The organism is Arthrobacter sp. Dra40 (assembly GCF_059091905.1).
Map to the genome: position 1 here is coordinate 1 of NZ_JBNHHB010000075.1, position 23,984 is coordinate 23,984.

At 60.6% G+C, this 23,984-nt stretch carries 20 protein-coding genes; 6 read left to right on the top strand and 14 right to left on the bottom strand.

Features of this window, described 5'->3' with window-relative positions; genetic code table 11:
• Positions 1–631 precede the first annotated feature (631 nt).
• The 5 genes from AC5RWT_RS22145 to AC5RWT_RS22165 all read right to left on the bottom strand — a co-directional run bounded on the left by AC5RWT_RS22145 (position 632) and on the right by AC5RWT_RS22165 (position 7,027).
• Positions 632–1,387: an NADPH-dependent F420 reductase gene (locus AC5RWT_RS22145; protein ID WP_493973028.1), complete on the bottom strand. Its 756-nt coding sequence runs from the start codon at positions 1,385–1,387 to the stop codon at positions 632–634.
• A gap of 218 nt (positions 1,388–1,605) precedes the next feature.
• The gene (locus tag AC5RWT_RS22150) at positions 1,606–3,057 is read right to left on the bottom strand and encodes an MFS transporter (RefSeq protein WP_493973029.1); all 1,452 of its coding nucleotides are present in this window, start codon (positions 3,055–3,057) and stop codon (positions 1,606–1,608) included.
• Positions 3,058–3,465: 408 nt separating this feature from the next.
• Positions 3,466–4,347, bottom strand: coding sequence for an alpha/beta hydrolase family protein (locus AC5RWT_RS22155; protein ID WP_494082039.1), 882 nt, complete (start codon positions 4,345–4,347; stop codon positions 3,466–3,468).
• A gap of 184 nt (positions 4,348–4,531) precedes the next feature.
• Positions 4,532–5,788 carry a M24 family metallopeptidase gene (locus AC5RWT_RS22160; RefSeq protein WP_493973031.1) on the bottom strand — a complete coding sequence of 419 codons (1,257 nt, stop codon included), beginning with the start codon at positions 5,786–5,788 and terminating at the stop codon, positions 4,532–4,534.
• A 396-nt stretch (positions 5,789–6,184) separates the two neighbouring features.
• Entirely contained in the window at positions 6,185–7,027 is an 843-nt protein-coding gene (locus tag AC5RWT_RS22165) for a crotonase/enoyl-CoA hydratase family protein (protein WP_493973032.1), read from the bottom strand.
• Between the two features lie 180 nt (positions 7,028–7,207).
• On the opposite strand from AC5RWT_RS22165, the gene AC5RWT_RS22170 reads away from it, so the two are divergent.
• Positions 7,208–8,083: an isocitrate lyase/PEP mutase family protein gene (locus AC5RWT_RS22170; protein WP_493973033.1), complete on the top strand. Its 876-nt coding sequence runs from the start codon at positions 7,208–7,210 to the stop codon at positions 8,081–8,083.
• Between the two features lie 402 nt (positions 8,084–8,485).
• On the opposite strand, the gene AC5RWT_RS22175 is transcribed toward AC5RWT_RS22170, so the two are convergent.
• From AC5RWT_RS22175 to AC5RWT_RS22190, 4 genes are all read right to left on the bottom strand, one after another.
• A complete protein-coding gene (locus AC5RWT_RS22175) occupies positions 8,486–9,025 on the bottom strand; it encodes a nuclear transport factor 2 family protein (protein WP_493973034.1) in 540 nt (179 codons plus the stop codon).
• Between the two features lie 95 nt (positions 9,026–9,120).
• Positions 9,121–10,155, bottom strand: a complete 1,035-nt coding sequence (locus AC5RWT_RS22180) for an ABC transporter permease (protein WP_493973035.1) — start codon at positions 10,153–10,155, stop codon at positions 9,121–9,123.
• The gene (locus tag AC5RWT_RS22185) at positions 10,152–11,720 is read right to left on the bottom strand and encodes a sugar ABC transporter ATP-binding protein (protein ID WP_493973036.1); all 1,569 of its coding nucleotides are present in this window, start codon (positions 11,718–11,720) and stop codon (positions 10,152–10,154) included. The genes AC5RWT_RS22180 and AC5RWT_RS22185 overlap by 4 nt, the downstream gene beginning before the upstream one ends.
• A gap of 82 nt (positions 11,721–11,802) precedes the next feature.
• The gene (locus AC5RWT_RS22190; RefSeq protein WP_494082040.1) at positions 11,803–12,900 is read right to left on the bottom strand and encodes a sugar ABC transporter substrate-binding protein; all 1,098 of its coding nucleotides are present in this window, start codon (positions 12,898–12,900) and stop codon (positions 11,803–11,805) included.
• Positions 12,901–13,176: 276 nt separating this feature from the next.
• On the opposite strand from AC5RWT_RS22190, the gene AC5RWT_RS22195 reads away from it, so the two are divergent.
• From AC5RWT_RS22195 to AC5RWT_RS22215, 5 genes are all read left to right on the top strand, one after another.
• Positions 13,177–13,593, top strand: a complete 417-nt coding sequence (locus tag AC5RWT_RS22195) for an NADPH-dependent F420 reductase (RefSeq protein ID WP_494082041.1) — start codon at positions 13,177–13,179, stop codon at positions 13,591–13,593.
• A gap of 60 nt (positions 13,594–13,653) precedes the next feature.
• Positions 13,654–13,830 carry a hypothetical protein gene (locus AC5RWT_RS22200; protein ID WP_493973039.1) on the top strand — a complete coding sequence of 59 codons (177 nt, stop codon included), beginning with the start codon at positions 13,654–13,656 and terminating at the stop codon, positions 13,828–13,830.
• Between the two features lie 137 nt (positions 13,831–13,967).
• Positions 13,968–14,276: a muconolactone Delta-isomerase gene (locus AC5RWT_RS22205; protein ID WP_493973040.1), complete on the top strand. Its 309-nt coding sequence runs from the start codon at positions 13,968–13,970 to the stop codon at positions 14,274–14,276.
• Positions 14,277–14,466: 190 nt separating this feature from the next.
• Positions 14,467–15,717, top strand: a complete 1,251-nt coding sequence (locus AC5RWT_RS22210) for an oxidoreductase (RefSeq protein ID WP_494082042.1) — start codon at positions 14,467–14,469, stop codon at positions 15,715–15,717.
• Positions 15,718–15,887: 170 nt separating this feature from the next.
• Entirely contained in the window at positions 15,888–16,898 is a 1,011-nt protein-coding gene (locus AC5RWT_RS22215; RefSeq protein WP_494082043.1) for an alpha/beta hydrolase, read from the top strand.
• Between the two features lie 282 nt (positions 16,899–17,180).
• Here AC5RWT_RS22215 and AC5RWT_RS22220 read toward each other — a convergent pair whose 3' ends face one another.
• The 5 genes from AC5RWT_RS22220 to AC5RWT_RS22240 form a co-directional block, all read right to left on the bottom strand.
• Entirely contained in the window at positions 17,181–18,278 is a 1,098-nt protein-coding gene (locus tag AC5RWT_RS22220) for a sugar ABC transporter substrate-binding protein (RefSeq protein ID WP_493973043.1), read from the bottom strand.
• Between the two features lie 367 nt (positions 18,279–18,645).
• Positions 18,646–19,578: an SDR family NAD(P)-dependent oxidoreductase gene (locus tag AC5RWT_RS22225; RefSeq protein WP_494082044.1), complete on the bottom strand. Its 933-nt coding sequence runs from the start codon at positions 19,576–19,578 to the stop codon at positions 18,646–18,648.
• 518 nt (positions 19,579–20,096) lie between these two features.
• Entirely contained in the window at positions 20,097–20,924 is an 828-nt protein-coding gene (locus tag AC5RWT_RS22230; RefSeq protein ID WP_493957969.1) for an enoyl-CoA hydratase/isomerase family protein, read from the bottom strand.
• Positions 20,925–21,173: 249 nt separating this feature from the next.
• Positions 21,174–22,841, bottom strand: a complete 1,668-nt coding sequence (locus AC5RWT_RS22235; RefSeq protein ID WP_494082045.1) for an FAD-dependent monooxygenase — start codon at positions 22,839–22,841, stop codon at positions 21,174–21,176.
• Complete coding sequence (locus AC5RWT_RS22240; protein ID WP_493973046.1) at positions 22,838–23,758, bottom strand: SDR family NAD(P)-dependent oxidoreductase; 921 nt, start codon at positions 23,756–23,758, stop codon at positions 22,838–22,840. Before AC5RWT_RS22240 ends, AC5RWT_RS22235 begins: the two co-directional genes overlap by 4 nt.
• Between the last annotated feature and the right edge of the window lie 226 nt (positions 23,759–23,984).

Consider the following 23,984-nt stretch of genomic DNA (forward strand, 5'->3'; position numbering starts at 1 on the left):
GACGACTACCGCGGCTTCGAATTCACCAAATAGCCCGTACAGCCGAGCCGTCTCGACTCACCGCTCACCGCTTGAACGTCGCCCACGAGCCCTCGAAACCGATACTGGCAGCGCTGATTCCTCCGGCGGCGCTCAGTCGGTCCATCTCGCAACCAGGCCGCGCGGGAGGGGACACCAACACGGCAGCGCGGGTACCAGTGCCCAACCTTGCCGTTGGACTGCGGCCTAGAGTCCTGCGCGGACTGCGGTTCGAACGGCTGGACCGGCCCTCCATCCGGTCTCGCCGAACTGGCGTAGCGGTTTACCCAACGAACCGCGGTGGTCGTCACCGTGACCTGGAACCGTTCCGGCCACGCCACGTGTGTCATAACGTCCGTGGTCAGTTACTAGGCGTTCAAGCGCATGGGCGGAACACAGCACCAGGCTCGGCAGATCAAGGGCCCCCCCCAGCAGCCTTCGGCGTCTAGAATCGATCGACGGGTCCGCCGCCCAAGCAGGCCGCCGATCCGTCCTACCGTTCGGCGTAGACCCGTCGCAGGATCACGAACCCATCCAGTTGGGCCGATCTCACTGATCAACGTTGGTCGATCAGTGAGATCTATTCGCCCCGCCCAGCTCGGCAATCACCTACTCACGCGTATATTGCGCGGTTGAGTCGAACCAGGTAGTCGCCCATGCCGTCGACGCCCACGGTCGTGCCGCCTTGAGTCCTCTCGAGGATGACGGCCATCGCAACGTCGCGGCGCCCGGGCAGCCGGTCCTTCTCCGCCGAGGCGAGGGCGGCGGGCATCTCTTCACGACTTAGGTCGGTGCAATATGCAGGCGCTGCGACCTGTTGGCGCCACGAATCGGCAATTGCTCCCGCGTCGTACGCGTCAAAGCCGGTGTCCTCGACGAGCTGCATCGCCACGGTGCGGTCGGCATCTCGGTCTGCGGCGACGGGAATCGCGATCCTTTCAGGGGCACCCGGCTCAGTTGCTTTGTTCGCAAAGGACTCGGCGGTGATCGCATTCCAAGCCTTGGCGATCGGACGCCCGAGCTGTTCAGAGACCCAGACACTCTCGACCTGGCCATCGTTGATTGCCGCAATGTCCCCGTCACGCATCGGGTAGTAGTTCGAGGTGTCGATGACTACCGTGTTGGATGAAGCGTTCTTTACCAGTGACGCGATTTCAGGAATGCGGTGGAGCGGGATGGAGGTGATGAGGACGTCTACGTCAATCACGACCTCGTCCGCTCGGGCGGCCTTCGCCCCGGAGGTCAGCAGCGATGGATCAATTGTGCTTGGGCCGCGCGAGTTCGCTAACCTAACATCGTGTCCGGCCCCGCTCAGTCGCTGGGTGAGGGTGGCACCGATTGATCCGGCACCGAGAATCCCGATTTTCATAGGTCATACCTTCGCTTCGTTAGTTGGGTAAGTCGGTCATATTCAGTTGTCTCTGCCCGGGACTTACACCGCTGGATGGCTAGGAGATCGGTCATTCGTCGTCTGGTTGTCGTTTTAGCCCAAAATGTTCCCGTAGGTGCCCGTTCTGCTTTACGGGTCCCGGGAGGCAGAGACTTCCGTTCTGCCTCCCGCGCTGCCGAGATCAGCTCTTAGCCCTTTTAAGGGGCAGCATGGACCATTGCGGGATTGGTCTCTGTATCGACTGCGTGTCGATCAGTGACACGTTTCGGTGCAAAGACAGCCCACACAATGACGAACACGGCAATAACCAGGGCGAAAGCGACGTAGATGCCAACGAACTTTGCCTCTGGAATGAATCCATCGGCGCCAGGCACCAGCACGTTCAACACAATCGCGACGGGTACCGTCGACCCGGCGAACTGAACGATGCTTTGCATCCCGATCGTCGTCGCCATGTTGTCCTGACGCCCGGCCGAGGCAACAAGTGCGTACGCGGCGGTTACGCAGCTTAGAATCGTCAGGGCGTATAGGAACGTCCAGACATAGGCCATCCACACCGAGTCGTGCGCGAACGCGAGACCGAGGTAGACGACGATCCCAGCGGCTCCGGAAACGACCATGACGATCTTCGGACCCAATCGATTCAGGCCCCACCGTGTCCAGAGATATCCCAGTGCTGCGCCGGGAATCAGCGCGATCAGCACGTATGAAGATTCAAGGGGAGACAGACCATGCCCGAACCCTGAAGAGGTCGGGGTTTGCAGCAGTGCCGGCAGTGCGATGAACATGCCCTGGCCAACAATGCTGATCAAGAGGATCCCGGAAAATCCGATGAGAGCCTGGCGGCGGTCCATGTCGCGGAACGACATCAGTGGCTCCTGCGCTTTTCGCTGCTGGACGACCCACACAGCCAATGCCAATACGCTCACAAGAAACGAGCCGAGCACGATCGGTGACGTCCAGCCCAAACCCGGACCTTCACTAATTCCGACCAGCAGTGCCGTGACCCAAATTCCGAGTCCTAGGGCGCCGAACCAGTCCATCCGAACGACAGCACGTGCGGCTGCGGGCGTCTCAGATGAGACGAGGGCGAGGATCAGCAGCACTGCATACAGAGCGAAGCTCACCCAAAAGACGCTTTGCCACGGCAATCCCAATTCCACGATGAAGCCGCCGACAACTAGTGCGAGCGGTGTGAAGATTGACAACACAAGAGTGAGGGCTAACGAAACGAGTCGGATCTGACGTGCGGTAGCGCGCGGACGCAGGAGCCCCCAGCTCAGTGGGATGGTGATAGCCACACCTAAGAGGAATCGGCCCGCCACCAGAGGCCAAAAACCGTTGGCGGTCGCTGCTAAAACCGATCCCATCATTCCCAGGACGGTGAGTGCGATGAGGACCTTACGGTGTCCGTAAATGTCGCCCATGCGGGCGGTGAGGCTCACGGAGATGGCACTTCCGACCATCATCGCGTTGAAGACCCAGCCGACTTCCGATCCCGACAGCCCTGATTCTGTCGCAATCGTCCCGGCCAGCGGGGACAGGGTGCCCCACTGGATGTCGAGTGTTACGCCGCTGAGCAGAAGTAGCGCAACTATCGATGTGTTGCGGCCGATACGAGAGTCGACCAATGTGGATCGTGTCATCATTGACCATCCTTGGTTTGGCCCAGCAGTCGCTGGGGTCATTGTTGAACGCGGGGGCACCGTGGCACCGCGTCGGGTCTGTGCCGGAACGAGCCCTGTGCCACTAACCGCCGGCCCGTTACCGGTTCGGATCGCTGTCTTTGTCCTGCGTCGGTTTCTACGTCATCTCGTTCAGGAATAACGCTAAGAGCGGGCAGCACGCGACCGGGATGGGAAGCGACGCCAGTCAATTACGAAAATGCGCCAAATCCAGCTTTGCCGGTTGTTCGCGGCTTTGGCTCGGCGGTGAAAACCCTAGGCATTGAACGGCGGCGTACCCTGATTCCAGTCATCCCGTTCCCAAGGCGGGCTGCGGGTGCCATAGGGAAGTACTCGGGGTCGGGGCGGGTGTCCCTCTTTTTCTGTCTCGCCTCACAGATCGAGCTCAGCCCGCAGCCACGAAACCACGAGTCGAGCGAGGGCCACACGCTTGGTCAAGAAGAGATGGTCAGTGTCCAAGATGACCTCGGTGAGGCCGGCGGCGCCTGCTTCCTGAAGGGCCTTGGCGATCGGAACGTGGTGGTACTCCACAGGCCCGGTGGCATCGTGGGCCGCGCCCACCAAGAGCATCTTCTTGCGGGTCAGGCGCGGAGCGAGAGCAATGATGCTGAAGCGGTCGAAGTCTTCTTCCCGCATGCCGCGGAGCATCTTCGGCATGTCTACACGACCTGCCGTCTCTGCCTTGACCTCAGCCATCGACGCGGAATTCCCAGGCTGGTCAAGCCACGCTGGATCACGTATGAGCTCGAGGTTTTGCGGAGCTATGGCGATCGCGAAGGCAACGTCGTCGTTCTCGGCGCAGGACGCCATCGCAACGTTGCCGCCGCCTCCGCTGAGCCCAAAGACCCCGATCTTTGAAGGATCAACGCGGTATCCTGCGCCGCTAGGTGTGCGCTGGCCTCGTTCGTCGGCAGTGCGGAGGAACTCAACAGCGGAGTTCACATCCTCCACGGCACTGACCAATGTGTGCTGACCGTTGCCGTCCCACATGCCCCGTGGCTGGAATGTCAGCACGCTAATGCCGGAGTTCATCAATGGGATGATCAGGCTCTCCAGTCGGTCCCCACCGTACATTTGGGGAGCGAGCACGAGCATGCCCTTGGGTTGTTTTCCTTGAGCGATCCACAGACTGGCATGCACCACATCACCGTGGCTGCGGAAATGAGTGACGAAATGCTCTGGGGGATATTCAGGATCAACAACCGAAGGATCCGTAATCACGTCGTCGACATCGATCAGGGGTTGGTAGTTCATGTTCGTCACGCTCCAATGCATTAGAAAATTGGCCAAAAGTAGTGCAGTGATGAAGGGGAACTCCCCCGGCTTGCTTTCTCGAAGCACACTCGCCGTTCGCGGAGCAATGACATGCTGGCGTCGGAGCCCAGTCGCCCTTAGTCCATCCGCTTCGCTTCAAATCGATCGAGCTCGAGGTGGGTCTTTATCCCGCGGTTTGCACCATCTCCTCGCGTGGGTAGTGGTCGAGCAGCTCCGCACCATCTGCAGTGATGACGACGAGGTTCTCCAGGCGGACACCTCCGACCCGGTGCTCCCCTTCAATTCCCTCGATGGCGATCACCATGCCTTCCTGAATCTCCTCGGGGTGATCAAGCGACCACGCGCGAGTGATGACCGGAGGGTTGTAGTGGATGGCCCGCGACCCCGCGTTTACCAAGCCAATCCCGTGCCCGAGTTCGATGCTGAAGCATTCTGCCTCAGACGCAAAACCCAGGTCTTCCGCTGGTGCAAGTACTGCAGCCACGTCCGCTGTGCTGGCACCCGGTTTCATCAGCGACATCGCGAGATCCAAACGATCCGTGAGTCGTGTGTATGATGACCGCTCAGCTGGAGTCGGGGGGCGGCCGACGACATACTGACGGTACAGGCACGCTGTGTACCCCATGTAGGAAGTGCCGCAGGTCAGTAGGTAGGCGAGGTCACCGTGCTCAACGATACGATCTCCACCACTGATCCCCCGCGGGAACGACAGCGGCCCGGACAACAGCCGCGCCGCTCCGACCTCTGCGCCGGTATCTTCGATCGCACGACGGGCCATGGTGGCAATCTGGGCCTGCTTGACTCCGGGCCTCAGCGCCGACCGTGTGGTCTCAAATCCCGCGTTGCTCAAGCTCGCCGCCATCGAGATGCAGGCGATTTCATCAGCTGTCTTGATCGTTGAGCATTCGAGCAACAAGGGGAGCCCCGGGAGTGTTTCGATTCCGACATCCGCCAGCGCCGCCAGGCCGGCCTGATCGATCTCGCTGACTGCCAATCGCTCGCCGGTGAGCGAACGTGCGGCGAGTTCCTCGCGAATCTGGGCAGCGAACGCGGCCGACAGTTCGGCGATGGCCGAACTGGGTGCTACGCCGCCAAGCCAGGAGATGGCTGGGCGCCACTGCGAAATCCATGGTGCCTGGTCAGGCATTTGCTGAAGGGACCCCGCTGGTGAGAACACAATGGGTTCGTCCTCTGCGAAGAACAATGCGTAGCCAACTTGGAGCGAAAATTCACCCCACCAAAATCCCGTCAGATAGCGGACATTGTCCGCACCCGTGAGCAGGAGTGCGGGTATACCCCTTTCACGCATAAGTGAACGCATTCGATCAGCACGCTCACGGCGCATTCGATCCACATCAACGCCGACATGAAGCTCTGAACGCGCAGGTCCGAAGTGCAATTTCTGGTAGTTTGCGGGCATTGCTTGCCTTTCATTTGTAAGCGCCAATGGGCTGATCTCGCGGCGATCGGGGAAGTCGTCCGCTGCGATGCGTTCGAGCCTTCCGAGCGCTACGGCTTTCCCAGAGACATTGGGAAACCCACCGGATCTCCTTCGATGTCGGTGCGTCGGTTTCGCTGCCGATCCTCATTAGGAATAACGCTAAGAGCATGCGGCACCGGACCGACATGGCGATGAACGCCAACTAGATAGGAAGCCGCGTCAGAGTTCGTTCTATTGCGGGTTGTACGGCGCGTGTGGCTCACCCGCATTCATCAGGCCTACGCTGCCGGAAACGACTTCCCGGCAATGGCCGGAGCACAGGGATCCGCAGCTTGGCCGGTAGCACTTCTGCGATGTGCGTTCCCAGAAGGTTATCTACTTCAGATCTCCAGGCCTCACAGTTGTGTCTTGCGCGGCGGCGGCCCAGGCCGGCTCGCGCCGCTCCACGAAAGCGAGGGCACCCTCACGCGCTTCCGGCCCGCTCCGCAACGGAGCGACGATGCTCTCCTGCTCAGCGAAGCGGGTTTCCGTAGTCGCATACCGCGACTCAATGATGATGCGCTTGGTGGCCCTCGTTGCGTCTGGCCCGCTTAGCTGAATTTTTCCCGCGAGTTCAAGCGCTACATCGAGCGCCTTGCCCGGGTCCGTAAGCCTATTGACGAGACCAAGGTCGGCGAGACGTTCCGCCGTGATCGGCTCGCCAAGCAGCGCCATCTCCATGGCGAGGTGATAGGGGATGCGATCCGGTAGGCGGAGCAGCCCGCCGCCAGCCGCGATGAGTCCCCGCTTTGCCTCGGGCAAAGCGAAGGATGCACTAGCGCTGGCCACGATCAGGTCGCACGCGAGGGCCAGCTCGAAGCCGCCCGCGTAGGCAAACCCTTCGACGGCCGCGATGACAGGCTTCGCCGGGGGACGGCGGGTGATGCCTGCAAACCCGCGTCCTTCCAGGACCGGGATATCACCTTTAGCGACCGATACGAGATCGGCCCCTGCCGAGAAGTACCCGCCAGCCCCGGTGAGGATCGCGATGCTCGAAGACTCGTCCGCGTCGAAGGCATCGAAGGCAGCTGCAAGCGCGATGGCGGTTCGTCGATCAATCGCATTACGCTTTTGAGGACGTGCGATCGTGATGACGCGCACCCCTCCCGAGCTAATGACTTGAACGCTTTCGTCGTCCGCGTTACTGCTTGCGTCCGCTCCGGGCCCGGCCTGTTTCATACGTTTCCTCCTTCGGGCGTCTTACTGATAGGACCAATCCGCTCGGGCTGGCTTGCACAGTCGGCGATTATCAAAGTATGAATGTACATATCGTAGTATGATCATTACTAGCTTGCACGGCTCCATCCGGTCAACCTTTGGTTCGGACCACGTCCTCCTATGAAATGAAGGGAAACGGGAATGAAACCCGCGCAACGACTCCGCGAGCTGCTCGCGGACTCCAAGATGATCATCGCCCCCGGAGCATATGACGCGCTCTCCGCGAAGCTGGTCGAGCAAGCTGGTTTCGACGTCGTGCTGATTGCCGGTGGCACCTACTCGAACTTTCACTACGGCGTTCCCGATAACGGTTTCATCTCCCAAGGCGAACTGATCGAAGCCGGCCGTCGAATCACCGCGGCGACCGATCTTCCGCTTATTCTTGACTTCGATGATGCAGGAGGATCGCCGCTACAAGCGTTCCGGGGCGTCCAGCTTGCCGAGCAAGCAGGCGTTGCCGCCCTCCTCGTCGAGGACATGGTGCCCGCAACAAAGCACTTCTGGACCCGCAAAGACGATGGGGAGCGCTGGAAGCCGCAATTGAAGCTGCGCAGTGTCGACGAAATGAGCGAAATCATCCGGGCCTGCTCAGAAGCCCGTACGTCCCCGGACACCGTGATCGTCGCACGTTCGGATGCGAGCCGTTTTGGCTTCGAAGATCTCGCCGAGCGTATGGTTGCCTACTCTGCTGCCGGCGCCGACATGCTCTATCCGTGCGGCTACCCGCTTCTCGATCTACCCAAGCTCGCGGCAATCGTCCCCGGCCAGTATGTGATGGTGACCGTGAAGAATCCGACTTTGGAGGAGCGTCGGGAACTCGAAGCGGCCGGCGTGAAAATGTTGCTGGTGATCAACACGGTGAATGGAGCGGTCGCAGGTTTTCGCGAAAACCTGGTCCGCCTAGAACGTGGGGAACTACTAGAGGGCGAATCGGCCGGGGGCGCTTACACTCCCATCATGGAGGCCGTTGATGCGCCAGAATGGGCCCGACGCGCTAGGCGGTTCGGATATTCCTAGCTCTTCGGCTGCCTGTGCGGCCCATCGCCTTGATTGCAGCTGTTTCGCCCTCCGTGCGCCGCGTTTGCAGTTGCCATCAATCTCCCAGCTCCCGTCGGTTAACAGGGGCGCCTTGCAGTTAACTCAGTAGACGCCATTCCGATAGGAAGTGGGTCAAGGTTGCATCGCGCGGTCCCCGTTGCCGTCGATTGAGCGGTGTCCGCATCGGCGGCCCGGCGCTCCAGCTGTTGCAGTGGCTCCGCCAGGAAGACCTCGGCGGAGCCACTGACCTGATAATTCCCACTGGTCTGAACCCCGAAGATAGCAACGAAGGCTCGGTAGACCGCTACCTCGTGAGGACGCGCTCGACGCTGGGAATCGAGACGCTGGATCCTCGCAGCCGGTGAAATCTACGACTGGGGACTACCTGGAGTATTCGGTGGGTAGACTTTCGATCCAGTCCTTGTAGATCGGGTCTTCTGTACGCCAGGCTCCCCAGTGGGAGACGCGAGGTACGTTGACGATGTCCCAGTCCGAGTTGATCGGCCGGACGTCGATCCAGTCCCAGACGCAGGTGCGGTGGAGGATCTTCCACACGCCGTCCCGCTTTTCGCACAGGTCGCGGTAGCGGCCGGCTTGGAACATAGTGACTTCGGGATCTTTGAACGGGACAACGCAGATGAACATGCTCTCGCGCTTGGCCCGATTGCCGTCGATCTCGGACAGGACATTGGTGACGTGGTGGCTGCAACTGTGGATCTGATCTTCCCAGGCCATGGCGGCATCAGCCCAGCCCGGGCCATCACCTACGTAGGCACCGTGGTCATCGAACGAATCTGGCCAGTATGTCGACAGCATGAGCTCGCGGTCGTGCCGGTCCGCGCCCCGCACATACAGCATCAGGTTGTCGTGGAGTGCCTGCTTATCGTACAACTCAGTCAACTGTGCATCTGTCAGTGACATTTATTTGATCCTATCTATTTCGGGCCAATGAACGGCCCGGCTTTCTTGGGTGGTTGACTCTCGTCCATATTCATTTACTGGTTGGACCAGCCGTATTAGGCCTCGCCGGACCTCTTGCGTGAACGCGTGTATGCGTCGAGCGCTACCGCGGCGATCACGATCACGCCGAGAGCGACCTCCTGCATTGACTGTGGAAATGCAAGGATGTCGAAGACGTTGTTGATAACCGCAAAGATCAGGAGCCCGACGAGCGTGCGCCACATGGCGCCTTCTCCACCGAGCAATGAAGTCCCGCCGATAATCACGATCGCGATCGAGTTAAGAGTGACGTTCACCGCCACGCCCGGCTGTCCGACACCAATCACGGACGCCAACACAATTCCTGCTAGCGCGGCGAGCATCGACGTCAGCGCGAAGGTGCTTGCCCGCAGGGCGGTCACCGGCAGTCCTGCCAGTCGGGCGGCTTCGTTGTTACCGCCGATCGCATAGATCCCGCGCCCGTAGACGGTCTTGGAAAGTACGAACCATCCTGCTGCAATCAGGATCGCAAGTAACCAGACGGAGAGGGGTGCTCCGAGGAATTTTTCGTCGGCGAGAAAACCGTAGCCGCCTGCGGCCATGGGAACCGGTTTGGAGTTCGTGTACAGCAAGGTGAGGCCGCTGAACAATGAGGCGGTCGCGAGGGTCGCTATGAAGGCATTCACTTTCGCCTTCGTGATGAGGAAGCCATTGATCAGGCCGAGAGCGGCTCCGATCATCAGCGTAATGAGAATCGCGGGACCCGCGGGCATCATGTGGGACAAAGTTGCGTAGGACACTCCGCCGATAGCCAGCACTGCTGCCACCGAAAGGTCAAAACCGCCTGCGATCATAATGAACGTCATCCCCACGGCGATAATGCCGACGGGAGCGTTCTGGCTCAGCAGGTTGACCAGGTTGCCCGGGTTTAGGAAGCGGGGGTTGAGAATGATTGCCGCAATGACGAGAAGGATGAGCACCCAAACCATTCCGAGGCTCGATGCTCTCTCCCGCAGATTGAGCCCATTCTTTGTCTTCATATTCAGACCGCCGGACAGTTTGAACCCGCCCTTGGCGGTGTCAGTCGGGGGTTTGTTAGTCGTGGTGCTCATGCGTTTTCCTTTAATCCAAATGCGGCTTGCAGTACGTCTTCCATTGCGATCGGGTGGTCGCTAGTTCGCTCCATCAAACCCATACTTTGGCCCTTAGCGACGACGAGCACCCGGTCGGATACCGCGAGCACTTCCTCGAGCTCGGATGAGACCACGATCACGCCTACCCCATCCGCAGCCATCGCCCGTAGAGCCTCAAGGAGTTCCCCCTTCGCGCCGACGTCTATACCGCGTGTCGGCTCGTCGGCGAGGAGCACTCGCGGGCGATCGTACAGCCACCGTGCCATCAGCAACTTCTGCTGATTGCCGCCAGAAAACCTGTCGCTGCGTTCGCCGAGTCGGGCCACCGGGAAGTTCAGACTGGCTGCTGCCTCGCCGACCATTGCACGGAGCTTCTTTCGTGCAATCACCCCACCTGATGAGACGCCGCCAAGATTCGACAGCGCAACGTTATCCGCTGCGTTGCGAGTCATCACTAGCCCCTCGCCCTTACGATCTTCGGGAATCAACCCGATACCCAGTTTTCGTGCGGCGCGGACCGTTCGCGGCCAAGCCGACTCGGCTCCGGACAGGCGGATGACGCCTCGTGCAGTGGGTTCTGCACCGGCAATCGCCCTCAACAACGTCGAGCGGCCGGAACCTACAAGACCAGCGATGCCCAGTATCTCCCCCGGCTTTACCTCCAGGTCGATGTTCTCGATGACCCCGGGAACTGTTAGGCCGACCACTTCAAGGACCGGCGCGAGGCCCGGTTTATGGAGGCTCTCGTGTGCATCGACCGGCTTCCCCATCAGCTCGCGGCCCAGGGTCTGGTCGGCTCGCTGCTCACCGAGCATCGCGCGCACCAGTTCGGCGCGCGACTTCTCCCCCCGACTGCTCGTGTTAACGGCTCGGCCATTCCGAAAAACCGTTATTCGGTCGGCGAGCCGTTCGATTTCGTCAAAATTGTGGCTCACGATCCCGATAGTGACGCCGCGCTTGCGTAGCCCTTCGATCGCGCTATAGAGCGCCTCCCGCTCCTCGACGGCAAGCGACGCGCTCGGTTCGTCGAAGAGGATCACGCGAGGGTCGGTCACGAGGGAGCGCATGATCTCGAGCAACTGCTGCTCTGCTACAGAGAAGGTGCCCACAGGCACCCCGGCAGGAAGGGCCTTGACCTCCAACTCGTCGCACAACTCGACGTATCTACGACGCATCTCGTTGTCGGAGAGGACTCCGAACCGGGACAGGACGGATCCAAGAAAAACATTCGCCGCTGCATCCAGATGCGGGACGATCGTGAGTTCCTGGTAGATGGCAGACACGCCGCTGCGACGCGCGGCCCGAAGATTCCCCGGTTCAAGCGGTTGGCCGAAGACTTCGACGCCCCCCTCGTCGAAGTCGACGCGACCAGCGATAGTGCCCATCGCTGTGGACTTGCCGGCTCCGTTCTCACCGATAAGTGCGTGCACTGTTCCTTCGTGGATCTCCACGTCGACATCGATCAAGGCGCGCGTGGCCCCGTAGGTCTTGGATACCGCTTTAAGTGCGACGGCGATAGTGGGGTCCGATTGCGAACGCTCCATTGCCAGTACTTCCTTCTATCTTTGCCGGAGCGACGTTCGAGTGAACGTCGCCCCGGCTCTTTAGTCTTGGTGAACTGCGGCGTCAGCGTAGTTCGGAGGGCAGTTCGGAGATCGTTTCTTTCGTGACCGCGAAGGGTTTCTCGGCAGTGCCAATGAGCGAATCATCCACGTAGCGAAGGCCCGGGTCCCCGCTCTGCGCGGCGGCGATGGACTCCAGGTTTAGCTTCATCCCGTGGTAAGGGAAGAGCAGCGTCGAGAGTTGGACATTCCCGGCCTCTATCTGTTCCATTTGGTAGTCGCCCAGACCCTGGTCCACGATGTTGATCTTGCCGTCCAGGTCAGCCTCGTTCACAGCTTGGACGACGCCCTGTGTGATGTCAGGCGAGGACGCAGACATGATCACGGTGGTGTCCGGATGCCCTTGCAGGTAGGTCTGAGTCTGGTTGTACGCGTCAGGCGTCGTCCAGTCGGTGTAGAGCGGTTCAAACGTATAGTCGGGGTTGTCCTGCTCGAACTGTTTCATTGCGGCTTCTAAAACGCGCGTTTGCGTGTTGGTCGCCGGGCCAAGAACAGCGAGGACCTTCTGCTTGCCTGGGTTTGCCTCTGCTGCCGCGGCGATCCAGCCGTTTGCGTACTCGCGGGTGTTGTTGCTACCCACGTAGTTCAGAGTGCCCGGCGACCAGACCTTGTCAGTCGACATACCTTCCGGATCGGTGCCGTCCTGGCACAGATTCGCAGATGAAACTGACACAAGGATGTTTGCCTTAGGGAAATCCTCGGTGAGGAGTTTGCATGACATCACGCCGTCGAGGGCCATTACTACCGCGGCGTCGAAGTTTCCGGAGGTCATTGCAGTCTGCATTTGGTTGAGCTGGTTGTTCGGGTCATAGCCCGCGTCGAACAGGGTCATGTCCATGTCCAGCGCCGCGGCAGCTTCCTTCGCCCCGCGTTCCTGCTCCAGGCCGAATTCATTGGCCACGCCCGGGATAAAAACGGCCACCTTGAGGCCGGGCTTGGTGGATAGATTGACTGCAATGTCATTGCCGACATCGACTGCGACGGTGTCAGAGGAGCCCTCACTTGCCGGGTTACCGCTGGCGTTTCCCGCGCAACCGGCCATGGCCAGCCACACCGCCATCGATCCAGCAGCAAGCACGACTCGCGACTTTGTTGTACGCATGGTTCTCCTGGGTTTCTTGGGCCGTAATCATCGGCCGGAATGCATCTGATGTGTTGTGCGCTCTTCCTCAGCGACCGTGGGACTACGCCGAGATTACTGGGCGGCGCGAGGATCCGTCAACGAAAAGTTTCATGTTTCTGATGTCGTTATCGTAACGTGCGTATTATGAGTGCTACGGGGCGCTCGCGGGGCGCGGTGCACCCGCCACTGCTCCGAGCCCCCAGACGGATTTCGGAGGCTCTATCTAGACGTCCCACCTAAGCGAAGGAATGACTTATGAGAATCGGAATCCTTGGTGCCGGATCCATCGGCGCCACCCTCACGCAACGGTTGAGCAAGGGCGGGCACGATGTTAAGGTCGCGAACTCCCGCGGCCCGAGCACAATAGATCCATCGCTGCTGACGTCCGGAGCGAAGGCGGTGCCAGCCGATGAGGTCGTGGCCGACGTCGACGTCCTCATCACTTCCGTCCCGATGCACCGCATCCCCGAAATCGCCGCACTGGTGAAAGGCGCCGCACCCGAGACGATGGTTATCGACACCTCGAACTACTACCCAATGCGCGATGGGAAGATCGCGGCAATCGACAATGGCCAAGTTGAGAGCGCTTGGGTTTCCGAACAGCTCGGACGCCCCATCGCCAAGGCTTGGAATGCGATCACCGCGGAGTCCTTCAGAGGCAAAGCGGCTTAACCGGGCCACCCGGGCCGGATCGCCATCCCCGTAGCCGCGGATTCAGACGCCGATCGTGCCGTGGCGATGCAACTCGTCGAAGACACCGGGTTTGACGCCTACGATGCAGGATCAATTGCAGATTCGTGGCGCCAGCAAGTAGCGGCCCCGGCCTACTGCACAGACCTCACCCTTGAGGAAATCGGCGGCGGCTACGGCGACTACCTGGTAAGGCTTAATCGCGCGATATATATGTGAGAACGTGACGTGACGGGCCACGCCATCTGACGCGGAACCGATATCAAGACAAATCCGGCACGCCGCCGACAGCACCCAGTGCACCGGCCTTCAGGACCGGCAGGCGCGCGATCATGGTACGAATCTGAGGTGGATCCATGCTGTATCTAGTAGACATACAAGTCAATAAGCCTGAAACACTCGCTGCCGGCACGTGGGAAGCGCTGTCGAAGGCCGAGAGCGACTACGGGATGGAAGCCCGGCGAAACGGCAAGCAACTTCACATCTGGCGCAAGGCAGGAGCCTACGCTGCAGTGGCCGTATGGGATGTGGAGGACAACGAAGAACTCCACGAGATCTTGACCAGCCTTCCCCTCTTCCAGTTCCTCGACATCACAGTTACCCCGCTCGTCGAGCATCCCACCACCAAACGCTGGGCGAGAATTCAGGCCGGCGAAGAAGAATAGCGTTCCTAGGGCACGCACCGACTTCGAAGGTGCATCCCGAAGTGTCACGACTGGGTCAGACGAAAACCGACCGCGAAGCCGGACAGGAAGCCAACGGGGCATGAGCCGGGCAATCACATGTATTGACCGAGCATCCCCGTCGTGGTTCCATAGAATGACGAACGTTGCGCTCTTATTATGACTATATTTGATGGGTGGCAATCAGGGGCAACGTGGCCGGCTCTTGCCCGTGCTGTGGAACGTCGGCCTCGGCCGGTTGAACGACGAGGAGATCAAGATCGATCCGCAACAAGCTGTAGACAGCCGCACATGCACCTCGCCCATGGGCCCCCTGGCGCCACTGTATTCCCCGTACGAAGTAAAGTCGCTTCGTCTGCGCAATCGGTTCGCTCTTGCACCCATGACCCGTGAGATGTCGCCCGATGGAATGCCGACGAGCGAAAATGCCGACCACTATCGCGCTCGCGCCGAGGGCGGTGTCGCGCTGCTAATCACCGAAGGCACCTACATTGGCGGCGAGGCCTCCGGCCACAAGAGGACCGTGCCGCATTTCACGAAACACACGGCTGAAGGCTGGCAGAAGGTAGTGGCTGCCGCTCATTCCGGGGGCGCGGCCATCGTCCCCCAGCTGTGGCACGTAGGGGCACTGCGCGGCACGTCTTCACCCCTGAATCCCGGCGTTCCCCCACAATCGCCGTCGGGGATCGACTTGGATGGCAAGCCGCTCGGTGAGCCGATGACTGTTCGCGAAATCGACGATGTCATCGCAAGCTTTTCCGAGGCTGCTGGCCTTGCCAAGCAGATCGGCTTCGACGGAATTGAGCTCCACGGGGCTCACGGCTACCTCCTCGACGAATTCATCTGGCAACGGACAAACAAGCGCGTAGGCCGATTCGGGGACCGGATGGCAATGCCCGTGGAAGTCGTGAAAGCCGTTCGCTCCGCCGTCGGCGAGGATTTTGCGATTATTTTCCGGTATTCCCAATGGAAGGCGGACCGCTACAACGAGCAGATCGCGAGGACTCCCACAGAACTTGAGCGGATCCTCCTACCGCTCGCCGACGCGGGAGTCGACGTATTCCACTCCTCCACCCGCCGACACTGGCTGCCCGAATTCCCGCACGATGACCGGACCCTAAGCCTCGCGGGCTGGGCCAAACGTCTCACCGGGAAAGCGGTCATTACCGTTGGTTCCGTTGGCGTCAACACGGAGTTCCGAGGGGCAGGGGCTTCAGCAGAGAAGATTCCTGTGATTATTGGTGAGTCGGTCGAGGAACGCCTTGCGTATCTCGCCGAGCAGTTCGAAGGGGGCGAGTTCGACGTCGTCGCCCTCGGCCGAGCCCTAATTGCAGATCCTAACTGGGTCGAGAAGATGAAAACCGGCGATCACGCTCAGATTGTCCCCTTCGACCGGAAAGAACATTCCCTCAGCGGCGCCTGATGATCGTTGTTGCGCTGAACTCGCATACGGCCGCCGAATCCTCGGGTCAGTGGATCTCAGCCCTGGACACGCTTCGGGAGACCCATCAGACACCTTGATCAGAACATAACTTGACCAAAGAATCGAGTACTCCAGGCAGAGAGCCCGGCGTATCCAAAGGAGTCTTAGCGATGACGTCTCAAGCCTTTCATCCCTCAACGCCGGAGGTTGGAGCCCACCCGCCGTTCGATCCCGAACTTGACGCTGCGCTCACGGTGATCAATGGGACCTTCCCCCCGGACGCCTACCGCCTAGAGAACATCGCGGAAATGCGGGTGCGCGCCGCAGCTGGCGCTGAACCACTCACCAATGAGGCCCTCTCTTGTGGTGGGTTTTTTCGGGTGGAGGACCGGAACGTATCCGGCTCGGAAGGTGCCCCAGAGATCTCGTTGTTGATCTGCCGACCCAAGGGGGTGACTGCCCCGACGGGGGCGATCTATTGGATTCACGGCGGCGGAATGATACTCGGCGACAATCGCTCGGGTATTCCTACAATGTTGAACATCGCACGGGATTTGCAACTGGCCGTTGTTTCGGTCGAGTACAGGCTGGCACCTGAAAGCCCTTACCCCGGACCCCTTGAAGATTGCTATGCGGGATTGGTCTGGACTTCGGAAAACGCGAAAGAGCTGAACATCGATGCCGAGCGTATTGTCATTGCCGGTGGCAGCGCGGGAGCGGGGCTGGCCGCCGCTACGGCGCTGATGGCACGTGACCGTGGCGGTCCAGAGCTGTTCGGCCAGTTCCTACGGAGCCCCATGCTGGATGATCGGAATGACAGTCTTTCCTCCCGCCAGATGGCCGGCGTAGGAATCTGGGACCGGACGTCGAACGAAACTGGCTGGACAGCGCTGCTTGGGGAAGCTCGCGGCGACGATGACTTGCCGTACTACGCAGCCCCTGCCCGGTGTGCTGATCTATCCGGCCTTCCGCCAACCTTCATCGATGTGGGCTCCGCAGAGACATTCCGCGATGAGGACGTGGCATTCGCAAGCGCCATCTGGCGCGCGGGTGGAATCGCGGAACTCCACGTTTGGCCGGGTGGCTTCCATGGTTTCGACCAGTTGGCGCCCCACGCCGAAGTGTCAAAATCCGCCCGCGGGGCTCAGACGGACTGGTTTCGGAGACTTTTTCGAGTGTAAGTAACGCGGCCTGGACGAACTGCTGCCACGAAGACGCTGCTGGCCGCCTCAGCCCAGGTTGGTAGTTCCTAGCCACGTGCTCGAGGTATCGCCAAGCCGCCGGTGCCCAGCTATCTGCCCTCATGCAGCCTTCGTCGCGCGGCGGTAACGAGGAAGGTGCCTCTTCCCGGTTTCGTATTGGTGTCGGACCAAACCCTTGATGGAAGAGGCCCTGGTTGAAAACCGCGTTCACCGCCTTGGTCGAGTAGGTCGGCGCCCGGGAAACACCCAACAGAAGCTCCGCTAGCGCAACTCGGCGGGCAGTTCGGACAGCGATTCTTTGGTCACAACGAAGGGATTCTCCGCAGTGCCGATGAGCGAGTCATCCACAAAGCGGGGACCGGGGTTCCCGCCCTGCGCCGCGACGATGGATTCAAGGGACACCTTCATCGCGTTATAAGGGAAGTGCAATGTTGAGGCTTGAACGTTCCCAGCCTCTATCTGTTCGATCTGGAACTCCCCGAAGCCCTGGTCAACGATGTTGATCTGCTCAAGAAGGCCGGCATCTTCCGCGGCCTGGAGGACGCCCTGCGAGATGTCAGGTGTGTAGATCGACAGGATAAGAGTTGTGTCGGGGTGGCCTTGCAGGTAGGTCTGGGCTTGGTTATATGCGCCAGTCGCCGTGTAGTCGGTGTAGATCGTGTCAATCGTGTAGTCGGGGTTGTCCTTCGCCAACTTCGCCAGAGCGACTTCTGCCACCTTGGTCTGCACGCCGACTGCCGGCCCCAAAGCCACCAAGACGTTCTGCTTGCCTGGGTTGGCCTCGGCTGCGGCGGCAAACCAGCCCTCCATGTACGCGAGAATGTTGTTGCTACCCACGAAGTTCAGTGTGCCAGGCGCCCACACCTCCTCAAGCGACTCCCCGGTCTGTTCCGTACCCTTTTCGCAAAGCGGCGTGATCAGAGCAACCACAAGGGTGTTTGCCTCTGGGTAATCCTCAGTGGCGATCTTGCACACCGCCGGGCCATCGAGCGCCTGAACTACCGCGGCGTCGTACTCCCCGGACGCCAGCGCGGTCTGCATTTGGTTGATCTGCCTGTGCGAGTCAAAGCCGGCGTCGAACAATGTCATGTCCATACCGAGCTTTTTGGCCGTCTCCTCTGCGGCACGCTCCTGCGTCAGTCCGTATGCATTGACCACTCCCGGCATAAAAACGGCAACCTTGAGATTGGGGCTGGTCGATAGGTCGACCTTCCTGCCATCGCCGACATCGACCGCAACAGTGTCCGCGGGACCCTCACTTGCCGGGCTCCCACTGGCGTTGCCCGCGCAACCAGCCATGGCCAGCAAAACCGTCAAAGACCCGGCGGCCACCATGAAACGCGACTTCATCGTACGCATTCATATCTCCTCAATGTCAACAAAGTTGACGGCTGCAAGTTATCTATATACGACCAAGTGACGACGTCACGAGCCGGTCGCCATCGCGACAACGCGCCCCTAGCGGCTCAGCAGGCTCCCTTCTGAACATGGCTTCCCGTTGAGAGAGGACAACGTTATTGCCCGCTACCGAGCCGACCGGGGCGGTGATGCTGTATACAAGGCTGGAATTTTTCAGGGTGAGGGTGGCAAGCAACAACAAGCTCCCATCTGCGGTGGCCAGGGCTCACTGTTCACTTGTGGTTGCGAGTGCCCTGTGCCGCCATTGTTGGAGGCGAGTACGTCGACGCGGGTGTTCAGTCCGTTACTAGCCTGGGGACGTCGCCGTTTAGGCCACGAAATCGGCGACGTTGAGGCTGCGCAAAGTCTCTTCGACCGCGGGGTTGGTTGCGATCACCTCGTCGAGCGCGTGCTCGGTCGTGGAGCGATACGGGGTCAAAACATCTGAGTCCGTTGCGAGTTCAGATGCAGCTTTGGCCCAGCCTTCGGGGGTGCTCTCCGCGGCCCAAACCCGCGGGAGCGCGCTAACCACGAGACGGCTCGCGTGCCCGCCGGCAACTGCGTAGAAGTCTGCGCCTACGGTGGTGTCTTGGTGGGCCAGGAACGCAACGAAGGCCGCAACATGCTCGGGCCCCATGTTGTCGCGAAACGCCGACGCGACCTCTGGAAAATCGGCCCAGAAAGCTTCCGTCATCGGCGTCCATGCTGTCGGCATGATCGTCGATACTTGCACGCCCACTCGCTTGCCCTCGGCTGCGAGGCCATTGCCAAAGGCCCAGACCGCACCTTTCGCGGCGGCATAAGCCGACTCACCGGCATCACCTAGGATTCCACTGGAAGACACCAGGATGAGCCGCCCGGTCCCGGAAGAGACAAGATGCGGCCACGCCGCCCGAGTGAGCTCGACCGTCCCGCGAAACGAGACATCGAACACCTTCCAGAACTCATCGACAGGCTGGTCGGCGAAAAGCGCGGCCCGCATGATTCCGGCGTTGTTCACGACAATGTCCAGCCGCCCGAACTCATCCAATGCGGTCTGGACGATACTTGGCGCGTCCAAGGTGACATCGTGCGCGTCGGCGATAGCCTTGCCACCGTTTGAAAGGATTTCGCTGACCGTCTTCTCGGCAGCCCTTGAAACGTCGTTCACCACGACGTGAGCTCCTCGCTCAGCCATGGTCATCGCATAGTCGCGGCCTAGCCCCTGGCCTCCACCGCTGACGATCGCCACTCGGCCATCGAAGTCCAACTTCGTATTCATCTCATACCTTCCTGTACAAACTAGGTTCCATGGCCACCGGCCTTAAATGGCTGCGGCCGCGACAGGGCGCTCCATGAATTCCTAGTCGCGCCGTAGCCGTTCTGCTCATGGCAAAGAGCGGACAATATGTCAGGGCCGTGACCGAGATCAGCCGCGGCGACGTCAGTACTCCCTTGACTGCACCATTCCTCAACGGGCGGCGTAGCCACGAGATACGCGTGGATTGGAAAATGTGTGTGAGAAGCGCGCTACTTGACAGGGAATTACGACAGAAAAATCATCTTCGGAATACCCACGCAGGGTTTGATCTCAGTCGTCATCGCTGGCCGGACGTGTCAAGCGTTTGCGCCACGGATGAGGTTTGTGCTGCGAGCTCCTCGCTGTGGTTGACACCGCAGAGGCGGCAACAGACGTCGCCGCCTCTGCGATGACTGAATCGCGATTCTCCGCCGGGATGGCTCCCAACCGCTAGGCGTGCCAGCCACAGCGTAGCGGCATCATCTGGCCGTTTATTGGCCTTACGAGGACATCCCGACACGAGACCAGCTCGCGGCGAGTTCCGGACCAGTGAGCGGAGTCGGGTTCCAGCCTCCTTCTGCCATGGCGGCCAAGCCCTCCATCATCATCCCGTGGCTTACGGCGTCATTCATGGCCTTCTTGAGCTCGTTCACCATCAGCATGCGGGTTGCCCGCAGTGCCAGCTTGGGCTTGGCGGCAAGCATTCGGGCGAGCTCGTAGGCTCGGGAGACGACCTGGTCCTTGGGCACCACCTCGTTCACCGCACCCCATTCGTACGCCTGCTGGGCAGTGATCTCCTGGCCGGTCAGATGGAAGTACCTGCCGCGGTTCAGCCCGATGACCAGCGGCCAGATAAGCTGCATTCCGTCGCCGGGTACGTTTCCCTGGGCGAGGTGCGCGTGATCGCCAAATACGGCGTCTTCGGATGCGATGACGATGTCACACAGCAGCGCCTGCTCGTTGTGCATCCTCGCGGGGCCATTGACAGCGGCGATCATCGGAACCTCGACGGCGAGGTGGTCGAGCACCAGATGCTTGGCCTCCTTATGCAGATGGAACCAGATATCGGAAGTGACCCAGTGATGGTCATCGATATGAATTTCCTTATCGATGAAGGTATCGCCCGACCCGGTCAGGATGATCACCCGGTTTTCCGGGTCATTCCCGATGTTGTGCCACACGTCGGCGACGTTATCGTGAACCGGCAAACCCCATTCGACGTCGCTCCCATTCGTGTGAAGCTGGACGAGCAGAATGCCATCAGCATCGCGCTCCAGCTTGATGTGATCATATTTGTCTTTGTAGTCTTCGAACTTTGTCACGGCCATTGTGAATCTCCTTGTTCGTGGTGAAACGGGTAGTCAGCTGTGGCTAAGGGACGAGTGTGACTCTCGTCATATGAACCCTATACTCGCATCTTGCAAGTTTCAATACTTTTCCGATACTCACTGAATGCTCGGCAACGCCTCGCATTTCGGGTCGTAGTGCCGGCAGCCCGATTCGCGTCGAACACCGTTCAGCGGTCGCAGCACCCGCCGTCGCCCGGTTCCCGCCGATGGGCATGCCCGAATAGCCGGTCATAGAGTCGCCCGAGCAGCATGCCCTCTGGCTTGATTTCCGCTGTAGTCGCCAACGGCGCGGCCGGCGTAGACGAGCAACGCGTGATCCGCGGCCTGCTGATCACTGGTGGTTAGGCGGGCGAGCACATGACCGTCGGGGCGCACCAGGATCGCTTCGTCTCCGGCCACTTGGTACGCGGCCGCCCACGCCGCGTCAGCGGTGACGAAGTCTCCCGTCGGCCCGAACGAGACCCAGCGGCACGGTATTCCGTTGGACTTCGCGCATTCGACCGCCTTTTTTGCGGGCTCCGAACCGGCACGAGCGAGTATGACGAGACAATCCCCGAAGAGATCGAGCGTCGACATCGTCTCCGCGGTGTCGAGCCAGACGTGCGGTGCTCGTTCGCCGACTGCGGCCGTCGGAACGAAAGTTCCTACCGGCCAGCTGGCATCCGATGTTGTAACGCCCGCTACCGCCCCCTGGTCGTAGCGGAATCCGATGTCCAGCCCTGGGTGCTCGAAGTTCTCCGGTCGGAATGAGCGTGGGGCATCGTCGTCGTTTCCAATGATCGACCGAAAATTACGAACCGCTTCGGCGACATTGAACTTGGCAACCGGTTGCCGCTCAAGCTCATAGGTGGCCAGGAGGTCGTGATCCGCCCAGCCCTCGAGGACGGCCGCCAACTTCCACGCGAGGTTGTGAACGTCTTGGATGCCGGTGTTTTGATTGAAGCCGCCGTACGGAGGCATCACATGCACAGCGTCTCCCGCCAGCAGGATGCGCCCGGACCGGTAGCGATCCGCGACCCAAGCCCCCACCGTCCAGGTCCTGGCGTCGATCAACTCGATCTCCTCATCGGGATCGCCGATCGCATCGTGCAACTGGGCCTTCCAATCGATGTCCTCGAAGGGCATCTCGTCCATGATGAGCGGGCGTCCGAGCATCGCCACCCTGTCGCCGGTGTCGACCGGTGCGATCACGGCGGTCCCGACTGTCTCCGGATTATCCAGATAGATGAAGCCCGATGGGTCGGACGTACGGCGTCGGATGACCGGTGAGCGGAACAGCACACTCACCGCCGTCTGCAGGTTCAGGTCACCCGTGACCCCGATCCCCAAGGCAGTGCGCACTCGGCTGGCCGCGCCGTCGGCGGCGATGACATATTTCGCGGAGACCTCCACGTCGCCATCGTCGGAAGTAATCGACACAGTGACGTCGCTCCCGGTGTCCTTCACTCCCGACACCGTCTTGCCAAGCTGCATCGTTACAGTCTCTTCGGCCTTCACGGCGTCCACCAGAATGGGTTCGAGCACGTCCTGGGAGCACAGAACCATGTTGAGGGTCTCTGGACCTAAGCGGGTGTCCGCCGGTGCGTCCGCGCTTTCAACGCTCGGGACGACCGAACGCCACGGTGAAACGGCATCACGGCCGAGGAAGCGCTGTGGTGCACCAGGAAGCGCCGCGGCCCGCACCTCGTCCGCAAGACCGAGGCCGCGAAACACCTCCATAGTGCGGCCGTTGACGGCTCGCGACCGGGGGTGGCGTGATCGTTCGGTCCGACGCTCGATCACCAGCGTGTCGATGCCGAACCGGCCCAGGAGGATCGCGGCCGTCAGGCCGACCGGACCGGCTCCGATAATTACGACGTCGGCGCTGCGCTTCACGGGAACGGTTGTCTCGTTCACTTACGCACTCCCGCAAATTCAACTAGTTCGGGCTCGATAAAACGTGTGTCCGTGTACGTCAGCTGGCCGTACGGCTGCATCTTCGCACGCAGCACATCATCGAACGCCGCGCTGACGTCGAGCGGTGTCCAGGATTCGCGGGTGAGCGGGGAATCGACGACGGTCGGGTGGGACATCAGCATCAGTTCGCGCCCGTTTGCCAAGCGGACAACCTGGCCGTTCACGCCTTCACTTAGGTCGGACAGCAGGTAGAGGACGACGGGGGCGTTGGACGACGGCGGCGGTGCAACCGGGTTGCCGCCAAAGTACTTCGTGTAGGCCGCGGTGCCCGTCGCCATCATGGGTGTGTCGGCGTGGGGCGCCATGGCGTTGACTCGAATGGCCCCGCCTTGGGCGCCGAACTCATTGGCCCAGGCGAAGGTCAGGGAGGCGACTGCGCCCTTGGCCGCGGCGTACGCGCTCATCATCCGGAGCCCAACTTGCGCCGCTGACGTCACGTTGACGATGGACCCCCGCCCCTCCATCGCTGGAAGCGCATGAACCGACATGAAGTAGGTGCCGTAAACGCTGATGTCTATATGGCGGCGAATATGGGTCTCCGTCTCTTCGCCGGCAGTGACGGGATCCAGGTAGCCAGCATTGTTGACCAAGCCGTCCAGCTTCCCGAACCGGCTCACCGCGGCCGCGACGAGTTGCTCGCAACTGTCCCAATCCGTGACATCGGCCACGACGGCCAGAGCTTCGCCGCCCTCCCTGTTGATTGACTCAGCCACCGCCTCGACGCTTTCGGCGTTGATATCGGAGATCACTACCCGGGCGCCCTCTGTAACGGCAGCGCGGGCATACGCCTCTCCGAGGCCCCGGCCTGCGCCGGTAATGAGGATGTGCTTTCCATCAAGGATTCGAGCCGTCGTCATTGATTTCGCTCCTTTGTAGTCATTGGTTGCATGCTGACATAAACGCGTATCGTGATAGTAACAGTCATCACACGCTAATTATCTGCTTAGATGTGGATCACAGGGAAGGCAGACCAGCCGTCCGCTCATTCGCCTGATCTGCCGGGTCGCCTTGCTGATTCATTGTGGTGAGTGACGGGGGCTGTTCTTGCTGCTATTTGGTGAATTCGAAGCCGCGGTAGTCGTT